Source organism: Legionella sp. ST3F1, assembly GCF_048553315.1.
GTDB classification, from domain to species: domain Bacteria; phylum Pseudomonadota; class Gammaproteobacteria; order Legionellales; family Legionellaceae; genus Tatlockia; species Tatlockia donaldsonii.
Map to the genome: position 1 here is coordinate 1 of NZ_JBLZIO010000035.1, position 7,081 is coordinate 7,081.

Below are 7,081 nucleotides of genomic sequence, written 5' to 3' on the forward strand. Positions count from 1 at the left end.
CACCTTTTACAACAGGCCGGTACCTTATCCATCACAAACAGGGTATAATGAGGAAAAAATAAAAATGAGACCCTATGAATTTACTGGACAAGCAAAATTCAAAAAATCGAAAGTTTGTGAGTATGCCGTAGCAAGCTGCGGAAGAGATGGTGGTAGGCCCACCGAGATCGATCACCAAGAGATAGGTCTCAAACCACCTCATGCGGCTGTTGTTAAGAGTAATGGTCGTGAGTGATGAGGAAAGTCAGACATAGATCTGGCGAGGTATGAATTAGGAAGACGAGTGCAAGCGAATCACTGTTGACGCGTCGTAAATCGAGATTAATTAGCATCAAAACCGAAGGCGTCTCAAACCTTCGGGACAAATTTATCGGTAATCTGGGTTCTGGATAAATGATGCTCGGCGTAAAGGAGGCGTGATCCTGATTCTGGCTTTTCTGCGGAACTGCGGGAACCAGTCGTCTTGATGATAAGGGAGGAATCCAAGTGGAGATCCCACGAGGATTAGAGTACCAATACAAGGCACTGGGGCGGACCAACTCGTAGTAGTGATGAAGCGATTGTAATGATTGTGGAGCAAAGGAGTTGGGTCAAGCAGTCTGATTGGATATTCAACCGACGCAAGTTGGGAGGAAATATTAAAGATGACAAAAGTGTTCAATATACCGAAGCAACAAGTGGTAGAGGCTTATGAACTTGTTAAAGCTAACGCAGGCTCAGCCGGTATTGATCGACAAAGTCTCATGGATTTTGAACAAAATCTGAAAGACAACCTTTATAAAATTTGGAACCGATTATCATCGGGTAGCTATTTTCCGCCACCTGTTATGGCTGTTTTAATTCCGAAGAAATCAGGAGGTACACGAACCTTGGGCATCCCCACGGTGAGTGATCGCATAGCCCAGATGGTAGTCAAATTATCGTTTGAGCAAGAAGTGGATCCTCACTTTTTAGAAGATTCCTATGGATATCGACCTAATAAATCAGCGCTTGATGCGGTAGGAGTTACTCGAAAAAGATGTTGGCAATATGATTGGCTTTTAGAGTTTGATATTAAAGGTCTATTCGATAATATTCCACATGATCTACTTATTAAAGCAGTGCAGAAACATACTCAAAATAGATGGGTTATCCTGTATATAAAACGATGGCTAACCGCCCCTATTGTGATGCCTGATGGCAATACAATAAATCGTGATAAAGGCACACCTCAAGGCGGGGTAATTAGTCCAATATTGAGCAATTTATTTCTACATTATGTTTTTGATAAATGGATGCAGCATAATCACCCAGAAATGCCGTGGTGCAGATATGCTGATGATGGACTTGTGCATTGTAGAACGGAAAAGCAGTCTTTAGATCTGCTTAATCAACTTGTGCAAAGATTCGATCAATGTGGACTAGAGATACATCCTGATAAAACAAAGGTAGTCTATTGTAAAGACAGCAACCGTAAAGGCAAATATACTGTAACGTCCTTCGAGTTTTTGGGTTATCAGTTTAAGCCTAGATTAGTTAGAAGTCGCGATAACAAAATGTTTGTGAGTTTCACTCCAGCAGTGAGCTCTACGGCCAGTAAAGCAATGAGAGATAGAGTCAGGAAATGGAAATTGAAATACAGAGTCGAATTAAGTCTTGATGAAATAGCTGTCTATTGTAATCCAACCCTCAGAGGATGGATGCAATATTACGGTAAATATTCTCCATCGAGTCTTGAGCCAATTTGGACTCAATTCAATTCCGTATTGGTAAAATGGGTCAGGCGTAAGTACAAAAAGATCAATGGAAAAACAAGGGCAGCAAAAATGTTAGAGTCAATTCAACACAAGCAGCCTACCTTGTTTGCACATTGGCAAGTAGGTGTGGGAAGAGGCTTTGCTTGATGGGAGCCGTATGAATCGAGAGGTTCACGTCCGGTTCTGAGAGAGGCTGGCGGGGAGGTTCCGCTGGTCTACTCACCTAGATAAGATTTTTCATCCCCTAGATGTTCACTTTGACACCAATTCACTGTCCGCCTGGTTGTCCTATTATTACTCAGTCCATGTGAAGGGAGCTCCTGAAAAAACCGAGCAAGCAAAAATGAAAGATTTATCCAAATTTATAAATTTCTTTCAAATGGAAGTAGGGCATGACCTGGTAGATAATTGGACACCTGCGGTCAGTAAGCATTTTCAGAAACATTTGTGTAAAACTATTTCAGAGAAAACAGGAAAACCTTACAAAGCTACTTCTATTAATAGAACGATGGCCACCATTCGTCATGTAGGTCGATGGCTTCATCAACAACGCCCACTTTTAGCAGGCGATCCTTTGGCACAGGTCAAAGACTTACAAACTGAAGCACCGGATTGGAATGGACTAACCTCACGCCAGTTAATGAGACTAAAATCAGCTTGTGAGCAACGTATTAAAAGCTGTACCCGCAAGAATCAAGATCCACTCATGGAAACGGCACTTTTTTATTTATTGCTTGGTACAGGGCTTCGTGAGTCTGAGGTGGTTTCCTTGAATGTAGGTCAGTATCGACAAAAGGGCCTATGTGAGGTGCTGCGCCATAAGTCAAAGCGTATTAGTCAAAAAATTCCATTGCCGCAAGAGAGCAGGGAGTACTTAGACCAATATTTAGAAAAAAGGCAGGCTCAGGAGGATGACCCATTATTTATAACAAGGTATGGTACTCGCATACAGACCTTGGATGTTTACCGAATTTGCCAGCGGGTACTAAAGCAAGCTCTGGCATTTTTGCCGGAGCAGGAGAAGTTTGAATTTACTCCTCATAAGCTGCGACACACTTTTTTAAAGAAAGTAACTGATAAGCATGGAGTGCATTTTGCGCAAGAATTAAGTGGTAATGTTTCAATAAAAGAAATTTTCCGATACGCCAAGACGAAATGCAATCTACTATAGAGGAGTTGTTTGAAAATTAATCTTTGAGAATAGAGGTCGGGAGCTGGGTTTGAATAATGAGCAAATCACAAGTATAAAAAAATTACACGATGCGTATTTATATACGGAGAAGGAAATTTTGGAACATTTAGAGGAAATTTCCCCCCAACTATTACTTCTTAATAATCATTGGAATACGACTAATTTAGGTCAACTTAAATTGACTACAGTGGGAATTGCAATCGCACAAGCAAACATAACAAGGATTACAGGAGAAAAATATGAGCTTAATATTTGGTTAAATGCCTCATAGACGGCTCTAAAATTAAACAACATCAGTTATTAGCCTATATGCATAATAGGGTCTAGCTTCGTTTTATTAAGGAGAAGAGGCTACTGCTAGCCATCCGCGGACGATGAGATGATTGTTAAACAGTAATCAATTTATGTTTAAGAATGGGATTGAGTTGCTCCCTTTTATTGGTGAAATCATTTTCCTTATTACTTCAAGAAGAGGGGGATGATCTGAACTATTTTAGGAATTCCAATCTTTTTCGATTTTTTGAAACTTTGATAATGAAATGGGAATCTGAATGAGGGTAGGGCGGAAGTTAAATGGAGTTCTTCTATAGCAATTTGCATTATTGAATAACGGTCGTTTTATAAGATTAGGATTTAACGTTAAGCAAGAGTAACAGGTGACCTTTAAGTTACTTGCCTGATGGATGGTTCACCGACTGCTCTTCCGGCTTCCGCAGGAGTAGCGTTAAAGCTCGGTATTATTTACTTTATTGACCAAAATGATCCATTATGGCATAATTTGAACTTTTATTGCTCTATATAGTGTTTTAATTTCTGCTTTTGCCAGCTAACTAAAATTAAAACACCTTTTAGAGCAATTTTGTTAACAAGATTTAAATACGTAATCCCATGCAGTAGGTATTTGAAATCTTAGTCATAAGTGGAGACATCATGCAATTAAGTCGTAGCGGCCAAACCCTTATTAGTGTTAGTGAGAGCGATATTGTCGATGGTTCTTGTCAAATTCCTGCCGGCGTTACAGCCATTGGTCCTTATGCATTTAAGAATTGTACCAACTTACAAACGCTAATGCTTCCTGCTGGGGTTACATCTATTGGTAGCGGGGCATTTTGGGGTTGTAGCAAGCTACAAACCCTAACACTCCCTGCTGGGATCACAGCTATTGGTGACGGGGCATTCTTTGAGTGTGTCAACTTACAAACGCTAACGCTTCCTGCTGGGATCACAGATATTGATACTGCGACATTTTGTGGGTGTGTCAACTTACAAACGCTAACCATTCCTGTTGGGATCACAGCTATTAGACTTGGAGCATTTTTTGGGTGTACCCACTTACAAACGCTAACCCTTCCTGTTGGGGTCACGTCTATTGCTGGAGAAGCATTTGGGGAATGTAGAAGTTTACAAGTGATAACACTTCCTGCTGGCATCATAAGAATTTATGATGAGGCATTTCATGATTGCGACAGCTTAACCTTCATTATCATTGCTAGTGATGATGAGACTGAGGTAGCTCGAATAACGCAGTTACTACCTGAAGAGTTAAGAAGCAAAGTTATCTCCAAAGGTTTGTTTGATGACGTTGTTCGCTTTCAGGAGCGCCAATTAGGCAGGCTTGTGTCGGCGCCCCAAACCAATCGTCTTTATAGTTTCTTTAATTATGATAACCAGTTTATGTCTAAACTTGTGGAAAAAAATGAAGCGGGAGAAGCGATAAAGAAAGCGTGTATGAAGTTGCCAGACGATATATTTTGGCATATCAATAAAGAGGTAGGTGCTGCTAATCCTTATTACCAACAGGCACAAGCTGCTATTAAGCGCGAATCCCTCCCTAAAACAACACAGGAGTTTGAACGCTATAAAGAACGCATAGAAGAGCTAGTCACGCAGTTCATTGAAAAGGCCATGGAACAGGCAGAGCGTTTCAGCGTGCCTAAAACGCCTGGCGTGGCTAACGAAGAGGTTACTGTGTGCGCCCCTGCCGTTTGATTAAGTTAGGAGGACGCGTGAAAAGGATTAGCATTAACCTTAAATAATGGTCCAGCCTGGTGCAAAAGGTGGTTTCAATTTGATCAAAATAATTAAGTAATTTATAGGAAAGAAGGAAAAACTATCCGCTTTACCACATACCATTTTGTCATGGGCTTATTTTTGGGGGATAGGTCAAGAGGAATATCGAAAATCCCCGTTAAAATGACTGAAGTGGGTTTGACAAGTACACTTATTTAGTGTACTATTGAAATTAAAGAATACGGTAGGTATTGAATTGATAAAACCGTGCCAAATTGAATTAACAAAAGTAGCGCAGAAAGATCTCACAAAAGTTCCGGGCTATATTAAAGAAAAATTATTGTTATGGATCGATTCTGTTGAGCGCCTGGGTATTGGTAGCATACGAACTGTACCAGGTTATCATGATGAGCCATTAAAAGGGGAGCGCTCGGGTCAACGATCAATTCGTTTAAATAAGGCCTATCGAGCTATATATATTGAAAACGAACAGAAAGAAATAGTTATTATTTCAATAATTGAGGTAAATAAACATGACTACTAATGCACGAAAATATTTGGAAAAATTGGTAGGGCGTTTGACTTTAGGAAGCTCTATTCGTTCTATACGTCAAGGAGAGGATGAAAGTCAGATTGATTTTGCGAAAAGACTTGGTGTTTCGAAACAATACCTATGTGATTTAGAACATGATAGAAAGATAGTTAGTGCTAAAAAAGCTAAGGAGTTCGCTACTATTTTAGGTTACCCGGTAGAACAATTTATCGCTTTAGCTATTCAAGACTCGCTAGAGCATGATGGTATTCATATGCTCGTTGAAGTGAAAGCAGCTTAACGAGATAGCCTGTATAACCGTAGGGCGACAGATTTTGAAGGAATTTAGTAGAAAGGTTTTCTGATCATAAAGAAGATTAATATTTTGTCGAAATTAATACTTTAAATTTGAATTAATAAAAATGGATTTATAAAGAGGTAGTGCATTATCAACGCAATGCAATTAGGTCTGATGGATTGTATTTGAAGTAGGAGAGTTTAGCGAGGTCTAGACTAAACCCCAAATGTGCAACAAAAAAGGTATAGTTGATGGAAAGAACTTCTAATGATCCACTGCACGGCATTACGCTAGAGGCTATCTTAAATAGTTTGTTGATTTGTTATGGCTGGGAAGGCTTGGCGGAAAGAGTCAAGATTAACTGCTTTTCTTCGAACCCCAGCATCAAATCAAGCCTTAAATTCCTGCGCAAAACACCATGGGCAAGGACTGAAATAGAAACCCTTTATCTTGCTTCATTAAAAAGTAAAGATTGCGACAACTCATAATCACTGGAGTAATAAATAATATGAAGGATGTTTTCATTAATAAAGAATATGTTGAACTCTTTAAAATTCTTAAATTTGAAGGTATCGCCTCGAGTGGAGCAGAAGCTAAGGATATGATAGCTTCGGGCACTGTATTGGTAAACGGCATAATAGAAAAACAAAAAAGAAAAAAGATGGTTACAGGAGATACTATTGAAATGAAAGGCGAGATCTTTCGGCTAAAGTTGGGCGCCAATTAACATTTTTATACACTCAGGCCTGGTAAATAGGTGAAAATCAAGAAGGATTACAGCGTTCCAAAGGTATTTTCATATTGAGAGAGTAGGGTATTTTACTGAGAGCTAGAAAAGTATCTTAAGTCTGATTACTGCGAAAATTAGACCTTAAAACTATTCAGAGTAGGCGGATTCAAACAATAAACGCAACTGACCTACTTAAAACAAAAAAATCTTCTTCTGGAATCGAGTTGTTCCATTTTAAGTTCACTACGAAGTTCTGCAACTAAAGTATCAAGAAGTTTAGTTACATCTCCACCTTTATTGTAATTATCAATAAAGTTATTAAGAACATTAATCATTTTTTTGGATCCAAATAATTGTATATCTGCAATGACTCTTTCTATTTGTTTTTTATCTTCTTCGGTTAAATTTTCATTATGAACCCAGCCTGATAAAATCCGATATGCATTTATTAGGTAGTGTAACCCCCCCATAATTAGTGACAACCTAAATTAGAGTTCATTGCCTTATTGATCCTCTCCCCAAAATCGATCCAGCATTAATTAGAAAAACGGGCACCTAACACCTTCTGTTTGAACTGATTTGG

10 protein-coding genes are annotated in these 7,081 nt (G+C 39.1%); 9 read left to right on the plus strand and 1 reads right to left on the minus strand.

What is annotated here, in order from left to right; genetic code table 11:
• The 9 genes from ACN4Z1_RS15685 to ACN4Z1_RS15725 all read left to right on the plus strand — a co-directional run.
• The coding region (locus ACN4Z1_RS15685; protein ID WP_419413470.1) for a hypothetical protein at window positions 1-235 on the plus strand (235 nt) is incomplete at its 5' end.
• Between the two features lie 409 nt (window positions 236-644).
• Window positions 645-1,883, plus strand: a complete 1,239-nt coding sequence (gene ltrA / locus ACN4Z1_RS15690) for a group II intron reverse transcriptase/maturase (protein ID WP_228364004.1) — start codon at window positions 645-647, stop codon at window positions 1,881-1,883.
• A gap of 196 nt (window positions 1,884-2,079) precedes the next feature.
• On the plus strand, window positions 2,080-2,907 hold the full coding sequence (locus ACN4Z1_RS15695; RefSeq protein ID WP_228364012.1) for a tyrosine-type recombinase/integrase: 828 nt from the start codon (window positions 2,080-2,082) through the stop codon (window positions 2,905-2,907).
• A gap of 49 nt (window positions 2,908-2,956) precedes the next feature.
• Window positions 2,957-3,199 (plus strand): LPO_1073/Vpar_1526 family protein, encoded by a 243-nt coding sequence (locus ACN4Z1_RS15700; protein ID WP_228364011.1) that lies wholly within the window; start codon window positions 2,957-2,959, stop codon window positions 3,197-3,199.
• A gap of 659 nt (window positions 3,200-3,858) precedes the next feature.
• Window positions 3,859-4,917, plus strand: coding sequence for a leucine-rich repeat domain-containing protein (locus tag ACN4Z1_RS15705; RefSeq protein WP_228364010.1), 1,059 nt, complete (start codon window positions 3,859-3,861; stop codon window positions 4,915-4,917).
• A 247-nt stretch (window positions 4,918-5,164) separates the two neighbouring features.
• Window positions 5,165-5,482, plus strand: coding sequence for a type II toxin-antitoxin system mRNA interferase toxin, RelE/StbE family (locus tag ACN4Z1_RS15710; RefSeq protein WP_228364009.1), 318 nt, complete (start codon window positions 5,165-5,167; stop codon window positions 5,480-5,482).
• Entirely contained in the window at window positions 5,472-5,771 is a 300-nt protein-coding gene (locus ACN4Z1_RS15715; RefSeq protein ID WP_228364008.1) for a helix-turn-helix domain-containing protein, read from the plus strand. Before ACN4Z1_RS15710 ends, ACN4Z1_RS15715 begins: the two co-directional genes overlap by 11 nt.
• A 248-nt stretch (window positions 5,772-6,019) precedes the next feature.
• On the plus strand, window positions 6,020-6,256 hold the full coding sequence (locus ACN4Z1_RS15720) for a VF530 family DNA-binding protein (RefSeq protein WP_228364007.1): 237 nt from the start codon (window positions 6,020-6,022) through the stop codon (window positions 6,254-6,256).
• A gap of 20 nt (window positions 6,257-6,276) precedes the next feature.
• Complete coding sequence (locus ACN4Z1_RS15725) at window positions 6,277-6,495, plus strand: RNA-binding S4 domain-containing protein (protein ID WP_228364006.1); 219 nt, start codon at window positions 6,277-6,279, stop codon at window positions 6,493-6,495.
• 191 nt (window positions 6,496-6,686) lie between these two features.
• On the opposite strand, the gene ACN4Z1_RS15730 is transcribed toward ACN4Z1_RS15725, so the two are convergent.
• Window positions 6,687-6,968, minus strand: a complete 282-nt coding sequence (locus tag ACN4Z1_RS15730; RefSeq protein WP_228364005.1) for a hypothetical protein — start codon at window positions 6,966-6,968, stop codon at window positions 6,687-6,689.
• Window positions 6,969-7,081 lie beyond the last annotated feature (113 nt).

Excerpts from the sequence above, each read along its gene's own strand:
- ltrA (WP_228364004.1), top strand. The coding sequence starts at position 645 with ATGACAAAAGTGTTCAATATACCGAAGCAACAAGTGGTAGAGGCTTAT.
- ACN4Z1_RS15695 (WP_228364012.1), top strand. The coding sequence starts at position 2,080 with ATGAAAGATTTATCCAAATTTATAAATTTCTTTCAAATGGAAGTAGGG.
- ACN4Z1_RS15705 (WP_228364010.1), top strand. The coding sequence starts at position 3,859 with ATGCAATTAAGTCGTAGCGGCCAAACCCTTATTAGTGTTAGTGAGAGC.
- ACN4Z1_RS15715 (WP_228364008.1), top strand. The coding sequence starts at position 5,472 with ATGACTACTAATGCACGAAAATATTTGGAAAAATTGGTAGGGCGTTTG.
- ACN4Z1_RS15720 (WP_228364007.1), top strand. The coding sequence starts at position 6,020 with ATGGAAAGAACTTCTAATGATCCACTGCACGGCATTACGCTAGAGGCT.
- ACN4Z1_RS15725 (WP_228364006.1), top strand. The coding sequence starts at position 6,277 with ATGAAGGATGTTTTCATTAATAAAGAATATGTTGAACTCTTTAAAATT.
- ACN4Z1_RS15730 (WP_228364005.1), bottom strand. The coding sequence starts at position 6,968 with ATGGGGGGGTTACACTACCTAATAAATGCATATCGGATTTTATCAGGC.